We start from the raw sequence: 18877 nt of genomic DNA on the forward strand, positions 1-18877 counted from the left end.
TACGCCATTTATTGTTGGGATGATCAGCGCTGACATCCTGCTACCGTGAATCACCGCTGTGGCAAAAAGCGCATGGCGTCGCCAGCGATTGATTTTTCCTGCGATCAGTACGGGCGTCTGCGGCTACCCCAGTTAAAAGTGAGGCTGCCGACGTCTTGCAGCCGAGAGAGGCAGGTGGATGATTTTGCGACCGCCTGCTGTTTCAGTGCTGCAGATGCAGATCGATACCGTAAACTTTGCCGAGAATGTATATGAAAGAGAACCGTCAATGATGTCCTGGTTAGATAAGATTCCATTACAAATGATTGTATTGCCAGCAGTTCTGCTGGCGTTGGCCCCGTTCTATCCTGAGCCGCATCTATGGGAAAAACTCAAGATGCTGGCCGACGGCACGCTCTCCCGTCCCATCGACATCTTCGATCTACTGATGCATGGAACCCCAATGCTGATTTTGGTGTTGAAATTGATTCGCGGGACGAAAGGGGCGGATACGGCTGGGTGAGAGGGCTTGAAACTTTTTTGCGGTGGTCATCGTAAACCGTAGCACCGAATGCCCGATCCGCTGCGCTTGATCGGGCCTACAGGCGGTGGGCTTCTTCGTAAAGAAGATGCGAGCTGCAATCCCTGGCGGAGCATAAGCGTTCTTTTTAACCCCCGCCCCGGATTTCCTGTCCGTACTTCGAAGGTCCACTGGACCTTCGGTCACGGCTCACCCCACGAACTTTCCGCTTTGGAGGCGCTGGGCTTCCATCAGTTCCAGTTCACGGGAGCCGGAGATGACGACATCGTGGCTCGGTACGAAGTCGAGTGTTGGGTCAAGCCGCTCGTAAGGCACGGCGTTCAGGATCACTTTCATGGCATTGAGCCTGGCCTGGTGTTTGTCGATAGAGCGAATAATGGTCCAGGGTGAGTGAGTTGTATTGGTGCGTTTTAACATCTCATACTTCTGGTTTGTGAACTCGTCCCATCGATCCTGGGCCTGGACGTCGATCTCGGAGAGTTTCCACTGCCGCAGAGAGTCGGTCTTGCGGCGTTCGAAGCGGCGAGCCTGCTCTTCTTTGGAAACGGAAAAGTAGAGTTTCACCAGAATAGTGCCCTGGCGCACCAAATCCTTCTCAAAACCGGTTACGCCGATCATAAAATTTTCGTGCTCGTCAGGCGTACAGAATCCGAAAATGGGTTCAACGATTGCACGGTTGTACCAGCTGCGGTCGAAGAGTACGACTTCACCACCACGGGGACATTGGGTCACATATTTCTGGAAAAACCATTGGGTCTTCTGCACTTCAGTAGGTTTTCCGAGGGCGACGATACGGTAGTGTTTCTCGTTCATGTAGCGGGTAACACGGCGAATGGTGCCGCCCTTGCCCGCTGCGTCTCTTCCCTCGAACAGAATGACAAAACGAGTGCCGGTGGACTCAAGATACTGCTGCATCTTGATCAGTTCAGCCTGATAGGGTTTTAGCTGCTCTTCCCGGTTGAAGCGGCGGATGGCCTTCTTATTTCTCTTCTTTAAATTCGTGTTTTCTGATACTAGACGATCATGCTCCTGCAGTAGTTCATCCAGGCGGATAGACTGGTCGTTGTAGATGATGTTTTCAGGGTTCTGGACGTCATTCATGATCGTTGTCCTATTAGTCGTTGTGTCCAAACAAGACGCATATAATATGCTTTTTTGCAGCGGCTTGCCGTACTATCGGCGGGGTAGATGACCAGGGTCAAAAACGGTAGGCTGAGTCAATCTGCTCCCGGGTCAGGATACCCAAGATACGATATGCGCCACGATGTTTTTGCCGCTCCACGAAGAGTGCTTCCGCGCCGCTCTCCTGAAGTTTTTCGCGGGCTTCCTGCAGACTGGCCTGCATCGTCACGCCGGCAAGCTGATAGCGCCGTGCCGGAATAGAGAGCAAGTCTATATTCTGTTCCTCGGACTCCTCCAGATACCGCGCAAGATCGAGGCCCCGCATCAGGATGGCGGGTTCATCTTCTTTGTTGATAACCAGCCACTCAGTCGCCAGTTTTATAATATGGTTGGCGGAGGTGTGATCCATCTCCCTCTCACAGCGCAGAAAATTGTTATTCATCACGCTGGCAACGCCGACACGCCGCAGTGACTGCATCACCGGGTCGGTACGATAATCAAGGCCGCTCGATTTGAGGATGGTGATAAAGAGGGACTGTTTGCGGAAGAGTTCGCTGCTGGTGAGACTGGCTACCACGATCACCAGCATGCCGGGCATCACGATCTGCGGGCTGAAGGTAAGTTCGACGATGGCGGTCAGCGCAGCAAGCGGCGCCTGCAGACTGGCGCCCATCATGGCACCCATGCCGATCAGTGCGTAGAGACCCGGGTCAGAAACATCCCCATCTATTAGGAGTCCGGTGAGCGGCGCAATAAAGCCACCGATGGCTGCGCCAATAAAGAGCGCAGGCCCGATCATGCCGCCAGGTATGCCCAGGCCGATGCTGGCGGAAGTGGCGAGCATCTTGGCAAAAACCAGGACCAAAAGCAGTTCAATAGCAAGTTCTCCAAGCAGGATGTCGTTGACTGTGTCGTAGCCAATGCCCAGCACCTGGGGGACGATGACTCCCAAAAGACCGACGATAATGCCCCCCAGCAGGGTGCGTTGCCAGAAGACCAGCGGCTTGCTGTAGGTGGAAGTGACCTGGATAAGCTGGTTGAAGCCGGCTGCTGCCGTACCTACGACGAGTCCGAGCAGCAGCAGAATCGGCGGCTCCTGCATCGACCCCAAGGTCAGCACTGACATATCGAAAGCGCGTTCGTCACCGAGAAAGTAGATGGCGATGCTGTTGGCACTGACGGCCGCGAGGATGATGGGCATGAAGCTGGCCAGGGTGTATTCCATCATTACCACCTCCAGGGCGAAGATCACCCCGGCAAGTGGGGTGTCGAAAGAGGCTGCGATGCCTGCCGCAGTGCCACAGCCGACCAGTGTGCGGATGGTGTTGTTGGGGAGTGAGAGTTGCTGTCCGAGCAGTGAGCCGCTGGCTGCGCCAAGAAAAACGTGGGGTCCCTCCCGGCCGACTGAATGCCCGCTGATGATGGCGATCGCAGCACCAACAAACTGCAGTATGAATTCGCGTAGGGTGAGATAGCCCTGGTGGTAGGCGAGTCGTTCCATTACCCGGGCAATGCCGAGAACATAGAGACCTTTAGACCAATTGTGAAAAATGAACCCCAACAATAGACTGCCGATGACCGGTAGCAGGAAGCGCAATAATGGCGGCAGTGCCTCGTAATTTTCCGGCAGACCACCAGGCAGTAGTCCGGCCTGGCTGCCTTCCACCGCCAGTCTGAAGGCAACGATTACACCGCCCGCAAGAAAACCGGTGATCAGACCCAGGCCTGAGAGCTGTATCAGCGCATCCGGTCTGGAGAGGTGAATGCGAATGCGGTGCATCCAGTTTGCCAGTTGTTCGGACAGCAAGTTTTTGAGATCCCAGGGTTGAGACAGAGAGGGCGTGTGAACCGCTCTGCTCCATCTGTAGTAAAATGGTACGTCCGCGAAATGAAATCGCATTCAATCAGACCTAAACCTTAACGGAGCCCGTGACTTTTGTCAGCCGAAACCATGCAACTTCACAAGCCGAATGCCTATGAAACCTCTACAGAACAGGCGCTGATGGAGCGGCTCCTGCCGTTGGATAACGCCCGTATCCTGGAACTGGGATGCGGTGCTGCCTGGACCACCCGGCAGTTGGCGGAGCGCTATCCGACCTCCCGCTTTATCGCCACGGAGGTCGATCGGGTACAGCATGAGAAAAACCTGCAGTTGAACTTGCGGAACGTGGATTTTCGTATGGAAGGGGCACAGGCGATCAGTGAACCGAACAACAGCATTGATATTGTGTGGATGCTGAAGTCACTGCATCATGTCCCAGCCGAGCTGATGCCGGCCGCGATGCGGGAGATCCACCGGGTATTGAAGCCAGGGGGGGTGGCCTACTTCTCTGAGCCGGTCTATACCGGTTCGTTCAATGCTTTGATGTCGCTCATCCACGATGAGAAAAAGGTGCGTCAGCTGGCCTTTAATGCCATCAAAACAGAGGTGTCATCCGGTGTATTCGACCTGCGGCAGGAGCTCTTCTTCGAAGTGCCCGGCACCTATACCTGGGATGAGTTCGAATCGCGCTTTCTCAAGGTGACTCATACCAAGCTGGATATCGATGAGGCGCGATTTGAGCAGATCCGCAGTGCATTCATGGCCCACATGAGCGCGGATGGCGCGCATTTTCTGAAGCCCCATCGGGTGGATCTGTTGATTAAGCCTATGTAGTGCGCCTTCAATACGTCCAGAGGGCATGGCAAGTTGATCGCTGTCATATCAGTTTATGGTTAAATTATGTAATTCTTCCCTCTTGTCATGCGGGGTTAAACCTGCTTAAATGAGAATCATAATTATTTAGGTATTTTCATAGTGTCTGCGATGAGTCTGGGAACTGAATCTGTCACCGAAACCGTCTCACTGGCTACCCTGCCGGTAGGCGCGCATGCCCGCATCCTTGAGGTGAAGGGAGGACGTCAGATGACGCGGCGTCTGCTTAGCCTTGGTCTGCGAGTTGGCTCGGAGGTGGATGTGCTTCAGCACCGGGGTCGCGGGGTCGTGGTGGCAAATGGCGGTGTGCGCGTGGCCCTTGGGGGCGGCGTGGCCGAGAAGCTGCTGATGTCACTCCTGGACAACAGCACACCGTAGATACATAGATTCGAAAGGTAATCATGGGCTGTTGTGAAAACGACGAGCAGACGCCTGTCCGGTCGTCGGGCGACAAACCCTTGACAATCGCCCTGGCGGGAAATCCCAACTGTGGCAAGTCAGCACTCTTCAATGTCCTGACTGGCATCCGGCAGCGTACCGGCAACTGGCCCGGTGTCACGGTGGACCGAAAAGAGGGCCATTTCGATCTTGAGGGTGACGATGTCACCGTCATCGACCTGCCAGGTATCTATTCCCTCGACGCCGCCTCCCTGGATGAACAGGTGACCCGTGACTATCTGTTATCGCGGGATGCGAACCTGATCATCAATATTGTCGATGCAGCCAATCTGGAGCGTAACCTCTATCTCACGGTACAGATGCTGGAGATGGGGGTACCCCTGCTGATCGCTGCCAACATGATGGATGTGGCGCGCAAGCGCGGCATCGATATCGATTTTGAAAAGCTCAGTAGTGAAGTGGGTTGTCCCGTACTGCCTATCGTCGCAGTGACCGGGGAGGGCATCATCAAACTGAAGGGGGCGATTCAGGATCTTGCCTCCGGTGCTGTCAGCGGCGGTTTTGCTCTGGCACAGGAAGAGGTGGTGGAGCAGGCGATTACAGAGATGGAGCCGCTGCTGCAAGAGATGCCGGAGCGGGCCAAACGTCGCTGGATACTGCTGAAGATGCTGGAGGAGGATGCCTTTGCATTGAGTCATGCCAACGCTGTTCTCGAGACGAAAGTGAATGAGTGGCAGCAGGCCATAGAGAATCGTGCAGGCGAAGAGGCGGATATCCACATCGCCGATGCCCGTTACGGTCATGCTCACGCCTTGGCGCAGACCGTGGTACATGAGCGCGGTAAGGCGGGCAAGACGCTCAGTGACCGCATCGACAAAGTGGTATTGAATCGTATCTTCGGCATTCCGGTCTTTCTGGCGGTGATGTACCTGATGTTCATGTTTGCCATCAATATCGGTGGCGCCTTTATCGACTTTTTCGATGGCGTGGCCGGGGCTATCTTTGTCGACGGCTTCGGCCTGCTGCTCTTCGATATCGGTTTCCCCGACTGGATGGTGGTGATGCTCGCCAACGGAGTGGGTGGCGGCGTTCAGGTGGTGGCCACCTTTATCCCCATCATCACTGCCCTCTATCTCTTTCTCTCGGTGGTGGAGGATACCGGCTACATGGCCCGCGCCGCCTTTGTGATGGATCGCTTCATGCGTTCCATAGGTCTGCCGGGCAAGGCGTTCGTGCCGATGATCGTGGGCTTCGGCTGCAATGTGCCGGCGGTGCTTGCGACCCGTACCCTGGAGAGTGTTCGTGAGCGCAAGCTGACGATCCTGATGAACCCTTTCATGTCCTGTGGGGCGCGACTGCCTGTTTATGCGCTCTTTGCCGCAGCCTTCTTTCCCACCAATGGCCAGAACCTGGTTTTTGGGCTCTACATGATCGGTATCACGGTGGCGATTCTCACCGGAATGATCATGAAGCGGACACTGCTTTCGGGTGAGAGTACCGGTTTCATGATGGAACTTCCCCCTTACCATATGCCGACGGCAAAGGGGGTCGCCCTGCGCACCTGGGATCGGGTCCGACTCTTCATCAAGGAGGCAGGGCGGGTGATTATCCTCATGGTGTTGGCGATCAATGTGCTTAATTCCATCGGTACGGACGGCTCCTTCGGTAATGAGGACTCAGAGAAATCGGTACTCAGTGCGGCCAGTAAACTGCTGACACCCCTGTTTGCACCACTGGGTATCAAAGAGGACAACTGGCCGGCGACCGTGGGTATCTTTACCGGTGTTTTGGCCAAAGAGGCGGTGGTTGGCACCCTGAACTCCCTCTATACCGGGTTGGCCGCCGCAGAGAACGGAGTGACAGAGGCGGCCCCCTTCGACTTTTGGCAGGCGCTGCTCGAGGCTGCAGCCACGGTGCCCGAGAACCTTGTGGGGGTGAAAGATCTGTTGGGCGATCCTTTGGCCCTCAACGTGGGTGATGTTAGTTCTGTAGAGGCGGCCGCAGAGGCCCAGGCGGTGGATGTCAGTCTCTTCGGCGCCATGGCAGCGCGTTTCGACGGACAGGCGGGCGCCTTCGCCTATCTGCTCTTTATCCTGCTCTATTTTCCCTGTATTGCCACCATCGGTGCGATCAAGCGGGAGGCGGGCGGCGCTTGGGCGGCCTTTGTGGCTGCCTGGACCACCGGTGTTGCATTCATGGCGTCGAGTATCTTCTATCAGGCTGCCACCTACTCCCGACATCCAGAGAGCGCCATGGCATGGATCGTTGGGTTGCTGACCCTGTTGGTGATAGTCGTCATTGGATTGCGTTTCTGGTCACAACGGGAGCAGCGGGAGATGCAGGGGGTTGAGATATGATTCTTGCAGATATCAAACGTTACCTGATAGCGCGCAAACAGGCGAGCCTGGCGGATATCGCCATGCACTTCGATGCCGACCCTGACGCGGTGCGCGGTATGCTCGAACACTGGATTCGCAAGGGCCGGGTGCAGAAGCACAGCGTCTATGCCTCCTGCGGTTCAAGCTGCGATAAATGCGACCCCGCGACCACCGAGGTCTACAGTTGGGGCGGATCCGGCGAGGCAGTTCAGGTGGTGCCGGTGGAGTTCAATGCCGGTTGTCCGGGGGAATGAAAAGAAAGGCAAAAGGCTAAAGTACCGTAGGCCGGTTCAAGCGCAGCGGAACCGGCAACCTAAATGGTTCTACAAAAGTCTGAATGCCCGATCCGCTGCGCTTGATCGGGCCTACATGTTTGACACAAGATCCAGGAAAATCTTTGATTTGCCAGCCTTTAGCCTTTAGCCTTTAGCCTTTAACCTTCTTTCCATCTCCTCAATCCTCTTCGCCTCCACCGGCTGACTGAACAGAAACCCCTGCACCTCCCGGCATCCCTCTTTTAGCAGGAAGTCGCGTTGGGCCTCGGTCTCCACCCCTTCTGCGATTACGCTGAGTTGCAGACTGTTGCCGAGTGCAATGCTGGCGCGAATGATTGCTTCGTCATTTGGGTCTTTGGTCACGCCGCAGACGAAGGATTTGTCGATCTTGAGCCTGTCCAGCGGGAAGAGCTTGAGGTTGGCGAGTGATGAGTAACCTGTCCCGAAATCGTCTATGGCAATGCTGCATCCCAGCGCACGCAGTTTTTCCAGGCTGCTGCAGGCCCGCTCTTCTGTCTCCAGCAGGGCGCTCTCGGTGATCTCCAGTTCCAGACGTTCGCCCGGCAGACCGGTCGTTTCGAGAATATTGCTCACCATATCGACCAGTCCGGGATTGTTGAGCTGGCGCCGGGAGAGGTTCACGCTAACGGGAAAGGGCTTCAGTCCCGCCCTGTCCCACTGGATCGCCTGGGTGGCAGCGGTTTGCAGCACCCATTCTCCGATGGGTTCGATAAGGCCGCTGACCTCTGCGATGGGGATGAAACGGTCGGGTGAGACCAGCCCCATACCGGGATGGTTCCACCGTATCAGGGCTTCGACACCGATGAGTTCGCCGCTGATCAGATCGTATTGCGGCTGGTAGAGCAGAAAGAACTGGCCGAGTTCCAGCGCCCTGCGCAGGCTGATCTCCAAATCAAAAAACTCGAAGGCGGTATCAGTCAACTTCTGGGTAAAGAAGCGAAAGGTGTTTCGGCCCTGCTCCTTGGCGCTGTACATGGCGGAATCCGCCTGTTTGGTCAGTTGGCTGATCTCATCGCCGTCATCGGGAAAGATGCTGATGCCTATACTGGCGGAGATCTCCAGTTCATACCCTTTTAGCGGGAAGGGTGCCGAAAAGGTCTGCAACAGGTTTTTTGCAACCATGGCGGCATCTTCTGCCCGTTGCAGATTCTCTATGACCAAGGTGAACTCATCGCCGCCGATCCGGGCGATCATGTCCTCTTCGCGGGCTGTCTGGCGCAGTCTCTCCGCAACCTGGAAGAGCAGGTCGTCGCCAACATGGTGTCCCAATGTATCGTTGATGTTTTTGAAACGGTCCAGATCAAGGAAGAAGACGGCGCCTCTGCGGTTGACTCGCTTCGAGCGGTGTATCGCCTGTTCCAGCTGTTCGTGAAACAACGTGCGATTCGGCAGGTGAGTCAAAGGATCGTGGGTGGCAATATATTCCAGCTCTTCCTGGGAGCGCTTGAGTTCTGAGATATCACTTAGAACGAGGGCGTAGTGGGTTATTCTCTCATTGCTGTCTTTGACTGCGTTGATGCTGAGCCAAAGGTGGTAGATCTGACCATTGGTGCGGCGGCTCTGTATCTCCCCGCGCCAACTGCCCTTGGCGTCGACAATAGACCAGATGATACGAAGCTTTTCCTCGCTTGCGCCGCTTTGCAGAAAGCGTGGTTCTTTCCCGACAGCTTCAGCTTCCGAGCGACCTGTGATATAGGTGAATGCACTGTTGACGAAAATAATATGGTGTTCCCGATCGAGGATCACCATGCCTTCGGTGACGGCCTCGAATACGGTGGAGGCGAGCCGCCGGCGAACCTCCGCCTGTTTTCTGTCGGTGATGTCCCTGGCCAGAGTGATCACCGTTTGTTCTCCGTTGAGTCGCAACTTGGTCGGCGTCATGCGAGCCTCGAACCAGCGTCTGCCTGCTGGAACATCCAGTTCATATTCGAGGATCTGCACCTCCTGCGTATCCAGCGCTTTCTGCAGCAATGCCATGAAGGTGTCTGCAACCTTTGGAGGGAAGATCTCTTTGGGGTGTTTGTTGATGATCTCATTCTCGGGACGGAAGAGTTTGTCGTCCCGGGCCTCTGAGAAGATCTCATGATAGATGCCCTGTGCATCCTGTAGAAAGAGCAGATCCGGCAGCGCATTGGCGATCGCTCCCCATCGTGCCTCGGTTGAGTCTTTGAGTCGCTTATAGAGTTCATGCATCTCGTCGGAGGAGATGGTCAGGGATCGTTCGAGGGTGTAGCGATCCTGGTCCGACTGCCCATAGGCACGGTCGATGTGCGGCAGTAATTTACGCCACTGATCCAGGGTGGGGGCGGTCTCTGAAGCAGGGTCGAGGCCAGACTTTTTAAGCTGCCGGCGCAACAGGCGGTGCATTATTCATCTTCCCAGATCAGGGTCAGGGTCATGGTCTGATTGTGCAGGTCGCAGCGTCCGCTGCTCAAAGGGGAGAGTTCGCCGTAGGAGTAGAAACCGATCTGCCTGGTTTCTGCGGGCAATCCCTCCAGGGTTGCCTCTATCTCCTCTTCCGTGCGTTCACCGAGCACCAGCCTGCGTCCCACACAGCTGATGGCGATGCAGAGGACCGGGCCTCCGTGATAACGGCTGAGGTCGATCTCTTCGACGGCTGTGGCCGCGCCGTCGATCAGGCGGTCGAAATTGGCGCGCATCAGGCGGACGAAGCTGCCCTGCGGAATATCACCGGCGAAGGTGATTGACTGTTCGGTCTCGTCGACAGCCAGGATGGTGCGCACCTTGGGGTCGTCTGTGGTCTCCTGGTCTCGCATGGAGAGTGGAAACAGCAGACCAGTGGCCGGCAGACCGGAGGCGCGCTCTCCAAGATAACGTTTGTAGATATCAAGTGCGGGTTGCCCATCCAGTTCGTAGAGTATGTTGTCGACTGAACGGGTAACCTCCCGTTCATGGCCCAGCAGATCCCATCCCCCCTTCGAGCCGTATCCGATGGATATCTTGGAGCCGTACAGGCCCAATGCGCAGATCAGTTTGGCGCTGCGAAGCCCGTCATGCCAGACCCAGGTCTGCTCGAACCGGTCGTCGTCCCCAGCCAGACCGCCGGTGACTGTGATGTGCTTCGGCAGTGAGCTATTGATGCCTTCGATCAGCTGGCTGCCGTTGACGCCGAGGCCTTCGGATAATACCAGTATGCCCTGTAGATCGGTGTCCAACAGCGCGGATGAGATTTGATGTCCCACGCGAGATGAATCACTGGTTTGTGCCAGCTCGGTGCAGGCAACCCTGAGGCGGGTCTCCCGAAAGCGGAGTACCGCCACTACCAGACCGTTGAGGGAGAGTTCATCGCCGAATATCTCTCCGGCGGATGAGCAGCCGAGTATGACGCTTTGGGCGAAGCGCCCCTCCAGCCACGATACGGCGTCTTCGATCAGCGAGTAATCGGGCGCCCCGAAAAAAAGCACGAGGGTATTCGGGGAGTCGAGGTTGTGGTCAGGTTCCCTGTCCCAGCCGTTGCCGGGAGTGAAACGGTAGGTTTCAAGTTCCATGGTGCAAACTCATCAGACATTGATCGTTGATCAAGGGTACAGCCTTTATCGGCTCAAAGCGCCGAAACATTAGGACTTTTGTTCTTGCGTCGGATTTGTGCCGGCGATCAAGGTGTACCCGGAAAGATTATGGGCTATTTTTTGAGTTTTATCACCAGTGTGCTGATGCGGTTCTCTTTAGCCAGTTTGAGCGCCTCATTAAGCCGCTGACGGCTGTTGTAGGGGCCACTGCGAACCCGGTGGTAGGTGTCCCGGTTGTTGATGCTGACCTTTTGGATCTCCGTCTCGATGCCGATCAGGGCGAGCCTCGCCTTCATGCGGTCGGCGTCTGCATGTTTACGGAACGAGCCCATCTGCAGGATGTAGGAGACCCCCTGTATCACAGTCGGCTTCTTGTCGGGTCGGGTCGGGGGGGCGGGTCTTGCCGGCACCTCGCTTTCGATGATCTCATCCTCCGGGATCACCACCTCCATTTCCGGCAGGATGGTATAGAAATCAAAGCGTGGTTTAGGCGCCTCTTGCTGTTCCGGTTCAGTCTGCCTGGGATGCGTTGCCGTGGGTTTTGGCGGCGTAACCCCGGGGATGTGTCCCTCTGCCAGATCCTGGCCCAGCTTCAGCCATACCAGTCCCATGATAAATGCCCCGACGATGAAACCGGAAAAAAACCAGAGGCTGCAGTTGCCATGGTGTTTTTTGTTTTTTTGTTTCGGCGCGGCGCGGCGCTTGTAGTCGACCATGGGTTACATGCTCTCCGGGGCGGAGACACCGAGCAGCAGCAGGCCATTGCGCAATACCTGACGGGTGGCCAGGATCAGTTTCATGCGGGCGTCACGCAGGGCAGTATCATCAATCAGGAATTTGTGTGCGTTGTAGTAGGTATGAAAATCGTTGGCAAGATCGCGCATATAGTGCGTGAGTTGGTGTGGCTCTTCGTGGGTGGCGGCAGCTTCCACCACTTCAGGGTACTTGGCCAGGGTGACCAGCAGGGCCTGCTCGTGGGCTTCGGTGAGACAATCCAGGTTCTCAGTGCCGGCGCTGGGCTGAACGTCGATCCCCCTGTCTGCGGCTTGGCGTAATACGCTGCAGATGCGTGCGTGGGCATACTGCACATAGTAGACCGGGTTGTCGCTGGACTGGGATTTTGCCAGATCCAGGTCGAAGTCGAGATGTTGCTCGCACTTGCGCATCATGTAGAAAAAGCGGGCGGCATCGGCCCCCACCTCTTTGCGCAACTCTCGCAGGGTGACGAAGGAGCCTGAGCGGGTCGACATCGGTACCTTCTCTCCGTTCCGATAGAGGATGGCGAACTGCACCAGCAGCACGTCGAGCTTGCTGTCGTCATCGCCCAGAGCCTTCAATGCGGCGCGCACACGGGGTACGTAACCGTGATGATCCGCGCCCCAGATGTCGATCACCCGGTCGAAGCCGCGTTCCAGCTTGTCCATGTGATAGGCGATGTCGGAGGCGAAATAGGTGGTCTGGCCGTTGTCACGCACCACTACCCGGTCCTTCTCGTCGCCGAAGGCGGTGGAGCGAAACCAGAGGGCGCCGCCCTCTTCGTAGACGTGGTCCGACTTGCGCAGGCGCTCGATCATCTTGTTGACCGCACCGCTCTCCATCAGGGTGCGTTCCGAGTACCACTCATCGAAGTCGACGCCGAACAGTGAGAGGTCATCGCGGATGTCATCGAGAATGGTATTGAGCCCAAGCTCGAATACGAACCGGTAGCGATTATCGCCGAGCAGCTCTTTGGCGCGTTGGACCAGGGCGTCGATGTGCTTTTCCTTGTTGCCGCCCTCCGGCTCGTCGGCGGGAATGTTGTCGAAGAGCTCCTCAGTGCTGTGGCGGTAGCTGTCGCCATGATCCCGGTGCAGGGTGGCGGCGATGTCCCAGACATAGTCGCCCTTGTAGCCGTTGGCCGGGAAGGTCAACGCCTCGTCACACAGCTCCAGATAGCGCAGCCAGACCGAGGTGCCGAGGATATCCATCTGCCGGCCGGCATCATTGACGTAGTATTCGCGGTGCACCTCATAACCCACCGCCTCCAGCAGGTCAGCCACAGCGGAGCCATAGGCGGCGCCGCGTCCATGTCCCACGTGCAGCGGGCCGGTGGGGTTGGCGGAGACGAATTCCACCTGCACCCGTTTGCCTGCGCCCAGATTGCTGCGACCGAATGCGGAACCCTGTTCCATGATCGTAGGTATCAGCCGATGATAGGCAGCTGGCGCCAGATAGAAGTTGATGAAGCCAGGGCCGGCGATCTCGGTACGTTCCACCTGACCGGAGTCCGGCAGTGCGGCCACCAGCTTCTCCGCCAGATCCCGGGGTTTACAGCGGGCGACCTTGGACAGCACCATCGCCACATTGGTGGCAAAGTCTCCGTGTTTGCTGTCGCGGGTACGGTCGATATTGGGAACGGGGATGGCATCGGCGGGGATAACCCCATCATCGCTGAGCTGCTGGAGCGCCCCGGTAACCAGGGACTGGATCTGGGTCTTCATCGTCTTCGTTCGGTTTGGACTGCGGAAAACTGACGAGAATAACAGGAATGGGGGAATCCGTCTGTGCCGGTTCCGCTACGCTTGAACCGACCTACAGTATTTCGCCACAACCAGGGATGGTTGGTCATGATTCATTTTTCATGTAGGCCCGATCAAGCGTAGCGGATCGGGCAAAGACGTTCGATTAAGCTAAGGGGTTTCAAACGCCCCCATATCCGGTGCGCTGCCGTTGTATTTCAGGGCAACGCCCTGGCCGGTATTCCAGCTCAATGCACGATCGAGGGTGATGGTGTGGCTGACATAGTTGATCCCGACAATAATGGCAGTCTCATTACTGCCCTGTAGCTGGATCTCATCCCCGGCCTCACCGTCGATGCCGAAACCGTCGTAGAAGTAACCGGCATCATCGACTACCAGGGTGGTGCCGCTGCCACTACCCGGAGCAGTGGTGAGGAACCGTCCGGCATCGATCATCGGGCTCGTGGGTTCGAGGGTGAAGTCGCGGTTGACCTCATCCACGAACTGCGGATCCTGCTCCAGGTTGTTGACGTAGAAAGCCGGTTTTGTGTTCTGCGCATCGACCAGTGAGATGCCGGTGCTGCCCCAGTGTCCGATTACATTATCCCCCGGGTTGCCGGAGAAGAAGTTGTTGCTGTCGAATTGATAACCCGACATGTCGTTACGGTAGACGTGCTGGTAGGGAGCGTCGGGCCTTTCGCAGTCCGTATTCCTGTTGAGGATGTTGTTGGCGAAGAGGTTGTCCTCAAAGCCACCGACTGAAGAGTCCATCGTGGTGATGCCGCCACAGAGGTTTTTGTGGAAGACGTTGTTGTAGACCCGGTTGTGGGTGTTGAAACGGGCCTCCGGGCTGTAGTTCTGCATGCCGAGTCCGGAGTTGTTCGCATAAAAGACATTCTGGCGAATGATGCCGTTTTGGCCCGCATATTGAATGCCGTTGCCGCCGGAGGTGCTGTAATAAGCGTTGGTTTTGGCAAAGGTATTGCCTTCCACCAGATTGTACTTGGTGGCATCGTGAAGGGTGAACTCGTGATCGAAGCCCACGTTATCGCAGTCATAGATCTCGCCGATCTTCTGGATTTCGTTATCGAAATAGTTATTGCGGATCACGTTGAAGTTGCCGCACTTGATCACCCAGAGCGTGTGACTGGCGCGCACAAAGGTGTTGCCCTCCACCACGTTGTGATCCGACTTGATCAGGGCAAGGTTGTCCTGTGAAGAGTCCTCGATGGTGTTGTTGAGAATCTTGTTATGGGTTGCCTCCTGAAAGAACAGGCCGGTCTTGGCGCTGGTGCTGCCGTGGTTTGCCCGCAGGAAGCTGTTGTACTGCAGGATGTTGTAATGGGCGTTGAGGGCGTACATCCAACGATAGACATCGTGAATCCGCAATCCCTGCAGAATGAGATACTGGCGGTTTGAGATGTCGATGGCCGGACTGAGGTTGGTGCCGGTGATCGTCGCCTGCTCCGAGTCGTAGTTGCGATAGGTGATGTAGTTGCCGGGTGTGCCGGAGTTCTGCGGAATCAGCGCCTCATTGTAATCGCCCTCGCGAATCAAAACGGTTTCACCGGCGACAGCCGTTGCGGCGGCCCCGCTCAGGTTGCGAAAGGCCGTTTCGGAACCTGCGCCGCAGGCACGGCTGCTGGCATCATAGTCGTTGCAGCTCGATGCGCCGATGAGCGGGTCGACATAGAGGTTGTTGTCCCCGCCTGGTGCGGGTGCGGTGACAGTGATCTGGAAGGCGTTCAGTGTTGCGCTATCGGTACCGTCGGAGACAGTGATGCCGATATTGCTATAGCTGCCTGCCGTGCCTGCGCCAGGTGTGCCGGAGAGCTGCCCGCTGGCGGTGTTGAAGCTGGCCCAGGCCGGCTTGTTAACGATACTGAAGGTCAGGTTATCGCCATCCGGATCAGAGGCGCTGGGGGTGAAGCTGTAGGCTGTGCCCTCTGTGGCATTGCTGGCCGGTGAGCCGGAGATGCTCGGTGCGCTGTTGGTAGTGCTGGTGACAGTGAGGGTAAAACTGGTCAGTGAGGCGCTATCCGTACCGTCGGTTACGCTGATGAGGATGTTGCCATAACTGCCGGCCGTGCCGGCGCCAGGCGTGCCGGAGAGCTGCCCAGTGGCGGTGTCAAAACCGGCCCAGACTGGCTTGTTAACGATACTGAAGACCAAGTTATCGCCATCCGGATCAGAGGCGCTGGGGGTGAAGCTGTAGGCCGAACCCTCGGCAACGCCGCCCGCCGGTGAGCCGCTGATGACCGGTGCCTGGTTTGTGTTGCTGACAGTGATGGAAAAGCTGGCCAGTGAGGCACTCTCCGTGCCGTCGGTCACGCTGATAAGGATATCGCCCCAGATCCCGGCATCATTGTAGCCTGGGTTGCCGAACAGTTGGCCGGTGGTGGGGTCGAAGCCGGCCCAGTTCGGTCTGTTGGTGATGCTGAAGCTCAGTGCGTCACCGTCCGCATCGAATGCGCTCGGGGTAAATGTATAAGTCGCTCTTTCGGCAACACCGGTGGCCGGTGAGCCGGTGATGGTTGGTGCGCTGTTGTTATTGCTGTTACTGCTGACGACAATAGTGAAGCCCGCCAGTGAGGTGCTCTCTGCGCCGTCGGTCACGCTGATGCCGATATTGCCATAGCTGCCGGCCGTGCCCGCACCAGGTGTACCGGATAGATTTCCAGTCGCAGTGTTGAAACTGGCCCAAGCCGGCGGGTTGCTGATACTGAAGACCAGCGCATCGCCATCTGCATCGGATGCGTTGGGGGTGAAGCTGTAGGTTGAGCCTTCAGCAACATTACCGGCAGGCGATCCGGAGATCACCGGTGCTTGATTGGCATTGCCGATCTCCTGCAGTCCATTCTGGATGGCGGTTGCGAGGCGGGTAGTGCTGTCCGCAGGAAGCCCATTGCGGACGGTGGTGACGTCACTGCCGGCAGTGAGGGCAGCAAGGCCGCTGTCGATGTCGTTGAGTATTGCTGTCGGGTCGAAATTGCCTGCTGTTGCCAGCGCAAGACGGGTCTGCTGTATCAGGTCACCGGTGATCATCACGTGATCAGTGCCTGCCTGGGAGCCGGGCAGAATGGCCGCGATGGCGTCGTCCATGGCTAAGGTGACATCCAGCCCGTTGACTTGAAGTTGGTTGATCATGGTCTCCAGCAGTACCGCACTGGAGATGACCTGGGCCATGTCTGCGATCTGAAGTTGGCCATTGCTGCCATCCAGTTGGCCGTCGACAAGATCATCCGCCAAGTGGCCGATCAACTCATCGACATCGATGCCGGGATTTGTGCCTGCATCGCGGATGGCATCGCGGGTGCGGCGCAGCCACTCCCCCATCGCTTCCGATGATTTTATGATCTGGGCTACATTGTTCTCCACAATTTCGGTGTGCAGCAGGTCGTTGATCTGCTGTGTGTCCAGCCCGAAGGCGAATCGAGTGAGGACGGTGTTCTGTGCAGTTTGCATGTTGGCGGTGCTGATCCCGCCGGGTAGTCTTTCCGCCAACGCCATGATCAGGCTGGAGTGGGGCGTCATGTTTGCCCGGGTTTCTTCCGGCGCCAGGATGGTGCTGCGAAGATTGAACTCGGGTGCGCTTCCGGTGACCAAGTCGGTGCCGCCAGTTGCTTCGACTGTAAGGGGGTAGTCCTCTGGCTGAACCTCGACAGTGAAGTGGTAATCTGCCTGGGCGTCGGAGCTGGTGGTTGCCAGTATCCGGCCGGCGGCATTGCGCAGGGTGACCTGAGCGTTGACTACCGGGCCGTCGCCCACGCTGCCGACAAAAGTGGTTTTGTTGGCGGTCTGGTCCGTTCCTTCGTCGGTAGTGCCACCGCCACAGGCTGCAAGCAGGAGAACCAATAACGTGGTGAGGAAGGTCTTGGAAAAAGTATTATTTAACATGACTGCACATCTTTAATTTATAAAACTGGGTTGATGTCCATATTTAACGCCAAGTCTGCCAGAAAGTTTAGGGAGCAGATTCCATAAGCAACGGAGGAAGCCTTCCAGTTGTGCAAAATACGACCTTTTTCACATTTTGTCTGTGCGCCAGTTGGCTCTCTGAGGGAGTGGACTGGTGATTGGGAAACTTCTTTAGCGGGAAAAGAAATTAGATTCCTGTGGGATTGTCAGCAGACCTTCATTTCTCTGTCACTGCCATGTCATCCGGCGGTTTTATTCTGCACCGCAAACAGCGCGCCTTTCCCGGCAAGGCAGTGAACTGTTCCATGCTGGGGATTTGCTTTGAAGCGGAGAGTCTGACGTTGCCCAGCGGCGTGCTGGTGGAGGTTGATCTTCGCAGATACGGACGTAACTGGCGGATGATGGGGATTGTGGTGCATACGTCGCAGTCGGGTATTGGAATCATGTTCCGTAATCACCAGCCGGAATTCTATGAATCGGTGGTTGCAGGGCAGGTCGTGGCAAAAGTTGAGCATCAGCCGGTCGTTGAAGTATCGCTCGTTAGTCCAGGTTTGACTTCATAAATTCCGTCAGATCGTCATCGTGGTGTAACAAAACTCCGCTTTAATTGGACACCAACTCATTTTTAGGAACCTGAGATGGTTGCGCCGACAATTTTAGTGGTGGATGACGAATCTGCCGTGCTTGAGATGCTTCGCTTCGTTCTGGAGCAGGAGGGGTTTCATGTGGTAGTTGCGGAGGACGCAGCGGTCGCGATCAAGCGGATGCAGCAATCCCCACCGGATCTGATCCTGCTGGACTGGATGTTGCCGGGCATGAGCGGCATTGAGCTGGCCTCCCGCTTGAAGTCTGATCAGGTGACTGAATCGATTCCGATCATTATGCTTACCGCCAAAGGCGAGGAGGATGACAAGGTCAGGGGGCTTGAGACCGGTGCCGAAGATTATGTCACCAAGCCGTTCTCCGCCCGTGAACTACTGGCACGCATCCGGTCCGTTTTGCGGCGTGTATCCCCGCTATTTGACGAAAGCAGGATAGAGTGCAGCGGACTCTGTATCGACCCGGCAAGCCATCGCGTGATGGTACAGGACAAAGCCGTTGAACTGGGCCCCACTGAGTTTCGCCTGCTGCATTTTTTCATGACGCACCGCGAGCGGGTCTACTCCCGCTCACAACTACTCGACCGGGTCTGGGGCATCAATATCTATATCGAAGAGCGTACGGTCGATGTGCATATCCGTCGTCTGCGCAAGCGCTGGAACCCTATACACTTGAAACGATGGTGCAGACGGTGCGGTGCGGGTTACCGTTTCTCTTCACAACCTGACCTAACGCTGTTCCATTCGATCGGAACTGTAACGGTTTTGCCATATTGGAGCAGATGGGATTGTGGAATGAGTGAAAGATCGACTGGAGAACCACCAGCACCAGCAACTCATGCGGTACCTTAATCACTATTACCCGATCCGCGGCAGCAGTCGGGCCTACGTCAGAATGAGCAATACGTAGAAAAGAAACTGG

Annotated in this window: 14 protein-coding genes; 7 read left to right on the plus strand and 7 right to left on the minus strand. The window is 56.6% G+C overall.

The features are described from left to right. Positions 1-214: 214 nt before the first annotated feature. Complete coding sequence (locus tag G9Q73_RS08170) at positions 215-502, plus strand: RND transporter (RefSeq protein WP_304956578.1); 288 nt, start codon at positions 215-217, stop codon at positions 500-502. Between the two features lie 207 nt (positions 503-709). Here the strand turns inward: G9Q73_RS08170 and ppk2 are convergent, their stop codons facing one another. Both ppk2 and G9Q73_RS08180 read right to left on the minus strand, forming a co-directional pair. After that, positions 710-1621: a polyphosphate kinase 2 gene (gene ppk2 / locus G9Q73_RS08175; RefSeq protein ID WP_177419345.1), complete on the minus strand. Its 912-nt coding sequence runs from the start codon at positions 1619-1621 to the stop codon at positions 710-712. 97 nt (positions 1622-1718) lie between these two features. Continuing rightward, positions 1719-3449, minus strand: a complete 1731-nt coding sequence (locus G9Q73_RS08180; RefSeq protein ID WP_304956579.1) for a chloride channel protein — start codon at positions 3447-3449, stop codon at positions 1719-1721. A 144-nt stretch (positions 3450-3593) separates the two neighbouring features. Between G9Q73_RS08180 and G9Q73_RS08185 the strand changes: the two genes are divergently transcribed. From G9Q73_RS08185 to G9Q73_RS08200, 4 genes are all read left to right on the plus strand, one after another. Beyond that, positions 3594-4298 (plus strand): class I SAM-dependent methyltransferase, encoded by a 705-nt coding sequence (locus G9Q73_RS08185; RefSeq protein ID WP_177419346.1) that lies wholly within the window; start codon positions 3594-3596, stop codon positions 4296-4298. A gap of 150 nt (positions 4299-4448) precedes the next feature. Beyond that, on the plus strand, positions 4449-4715 hold the full coding sequence (locus G9Q73_RS08190) for a FeoA family protein (protein ID WP_177419347.1): 267 nt from the start codon (positions 4449-4451) through the stop codon (positions 4713-4715). 23 nt (positions 4716-4738) lie between these two features. Further along, entirely contained in the window at positions 4739-7093 is a 2355-nt protein-coding gene (gene feoB / locus G9Q73_RS08195) for a Fe(2+) transporter permease subunit FeoB (protein WP_177419348.1), read from the plus strand. Then, positions 7090-7368, plus strand: a complete 279-nt coding sequence (locus G9Q73_RS08200; protein WP_177419349.1) for a FeoC-like transcriptional regulator — start codon at positions 7090-7092, stop codon at positions 7366-7368. The genes feoB and G9Q73_RS08200 overlap by 4 nt, the downstream gene beginning before the upstream one ends. Before the next feature lie 165 nt (positions 7369-7533). On the opposite strand, the gene G9Q73_RS08205 is transcribed toward G9Q73_RS08200, so the two are convergent. From G9Q73_RS08205 to G9Q73_RS08225, 5 genes are all read right to left on the minus strand, one after another. Further along, on the minus strand, positions 7534-9777 hold the full coding sequence (locus G9Q73_RS08205; RefSeq protein ID WP_177419350.1) for a GGDEF and EAL domain-containing protein: 2244 nt from the start codon (positions 9775-9777) through the stop codon (positions 7534-7536). Next, the gene (locus tag G9Q73_RS08210; RefSeq protein WP_177419351.1) at positions 9777-10919 is read right to left on the minus strand and encodes an FIST signal transduction protein; all 1143 of its coding nucleotides are present in this window, start codon (positions 10917-10919) and stop codon (positions 9777-9779) included. The genes G9Q73_RS08205 and G9Q73_RS08210 overlap by 1 nt, the downstream gene beginning before the upstream one ends. A 134-nt stretch (positions 10920-11053) precedes the next feature. Further along, complete coding sequence (locus tag G9Q73_RS08215; RefSeq protein ID WP_177419352.1) at positions 11054-11656, minus strand: SPOR domain-containing protein; 603 nt, start codon at positions 11654-11656, stop codon at positions 11054-11056. A gap of 3 nt (positions 11657-11659) precedes the next feature. Then, a complete protein-coding gene (gene argS / locus G9Q73_RS08220) occupies positions 11660-13420 on the minus strand; it encodes an arginine--tRNA ligase (protein WP_177419353.1) in 1761 nt (586 codons plus the stop codon). Between the two features lie 189 nt (positions 13421-13609). Then, positions 13610-17335, minus strand: a complete 3726-nt coding sequence (locus tag G9Q73_RS08225; RefSeq protein WP_177419354.1) for a putative Ig domain-containing protein — start codon at positions 17333-17335, stop codon at positions 13610-13612. A gap of 218 nt (positions 17336-17553) precedes the next feature. On the opposite strand from G9Q73_RS08225, the gene G9Q73_RS08230 reads away from it, so the two are divergent. After that, complete coding sequence (locus tag G9Q73_RS08230) at positions 17554-17919, plus strand: hypothetical protein (RefSeq protein WP_177419355.1); 366 nt, start codon at positions 17554-17556, stop codon at positions 17917-17919. Positions 17920-17994: 75 nt separating this feature from the next. After that, positions 17995-18807 carry a phosphate regulon transcriptional regulator PhoB gene (gene phoB, locus G9Q73_RS08235; protein WP_177419356.1) on the plus strand — a complete coding sequence of 271 codons (813 nt, stop codon included), beginning with the start codon at positions 17995-17997 and terminating at the stop codon, positions 18805-18807. Positions 18808-18877 lie beyond the last annotated feature (70 nt).

The sequence above is a fragment of the endosymbiont of Lamellibrachia barhami genome (assembly GCF_011947365.2).
Taxonomy (GTDB): domain Bacteria; phylum Pseudomonadota; class Gammaproteobacteria; order Chromatiales; family Chromatiaceae; genus QGON01.

Excerpts from the sequence above, each read along its gene's own strand:
- G9Q73_RS08205 (WP_177419350.1), bottom strand. The coding sequence starts at position 9,777 with ATGCACCGCCTGTTGCGCCGGCAGCTTAAAAAGTCTGGCCTCGACCCT.
- G9Q73_RS08225 (WP_177419354.1), bottom strand. The coding sequence starts at position 17,335 with ATGTTAAATAATACTTTTTCCAAGACCTTCCTCACCACGTTATTGGTT.
- G9Q73_RS08200 (WP_177419349.1), top strand. The coding sequence starts at position 7,090 with ATGATTCTTGCAGATATCAAACGTTACCTGATAGCGCGCAAACAGGCG.
- argS (WP_177419353.1), bottom strand. The coding sequence starts at position 13,420 with ATGAAGACCCAGATCCAGTCCCTGGTTACCGGGGCGCTCCAGCAGCTC.
- ppk2 (WP_177419345.1), bottom strand. The coding sequence starts at position 1,621 with ATGAATGACGTCCAGAACCCTGAAAACATCATCTACAACGACCAGTCT.
- G9Q73_RS08170 (WP_304956578.1), top strand. The coding sequence starts at position 215 with ATGCAGATCGATACCGTAAACTTTGCCGAGAATGTATATGAAAGAGAA.
- phoB (WP_177419356.1), top strand. The coding sequence starts at position 17,995 with ATGGTTGCGCCGACAATTTTAGTGGTGGATGACGAATCTGCCGTGCTT.
- G9Q73_RS08210 (WP_177419351.1), bottom strand. The coding sequence starts at position 10,919 with ATGGAACTTGAAACCTACCGTTTCACTCCCGGCAACGGCTGGGACAGG.
- G9Q73_RS08185 (WP_177419346.1), top strand. The coding sequence starts at position 3,594 with ATGCAACTTCACAAGCCGAATGCCTATGAAACCTCTACAGAACAGGCG.
- feoB (WP_177419348.1), top strand. The coding sequence starts at position 4,739 with ATGGGCTGTTGTGAAAACGACGAGCAGACGCCTGTCCGGTCGTCGGGC.
- G9Q73_RS08215 (WP_177419352.1), bottom strand. The coding sequence starts at position 11,656 with ATGGTCGACTACAAGCGCCGCGCCGCGCCGAAACAAAAAAACAAAAAA.
- G9Q73_RS08190 (WP_177419347.1), top strand. The coding sequence starts at position 4,449 with ATGAGTCTGGGAACTGAATCTGTCACCGAAACCGTCTCACTGGCTACC.